The following is a 261-nucleotide window of genomic DNA, read 5'->3' as shown; positions in this document are numbered from 1 at the left end:
AGCCTCAATACGCTTGAGCTGCTGCCGGATCTGCTGGCAGCGAATATCGCTTCGGTGAAGATTGAAGGACGCCAGCGCAGCCCGGCGTATGTCAGCCAGGTGGCAAAAGTGTGGCGACAGGCGATCGATCGCTGCATCGCTTCACCGCAGGATTTTGTGCCGCAACCGGCGTGGATGGAGACACTCGGTGCCATGTCAGAAGGCACCCAGACCACCCTCGGCGCGTATCACCGTAAATGGCAGTAGGTAAACCATGAAATA

The 261-nt window shown here is 57.9% G+C and carries 1 protein-coding gene; it reads left to right on the top strand.

Annotation, left to right across the window (positions count from 1 at the left end; all coding sequences use genetic code 11):
• A partial coding sequence (locus tag ACCC94_RS30305; protein ID WP_413353246.1) for a peptidase U32 family protein occupies positions 1–246 on the top strand: 246 nt, incomplete at its 5' end.
• Positions 247–261: the final 15 nt, after the last annotated feature.

This window comes from Pseudomonas sp. Pseusp97 (genome assembly GCF_047304025.1).
Lineage (GTDB): Bacteria > Pseudomonadota > Gammaproteobacteria > Pseudomonadales > Pseudomonadaceae > Pseudomonas.
The sequence above is the reverse complement of the archived record's forward strand: the minus strand, read 5'-3'. Positions and strand labels throughout refer to the sequence as shown.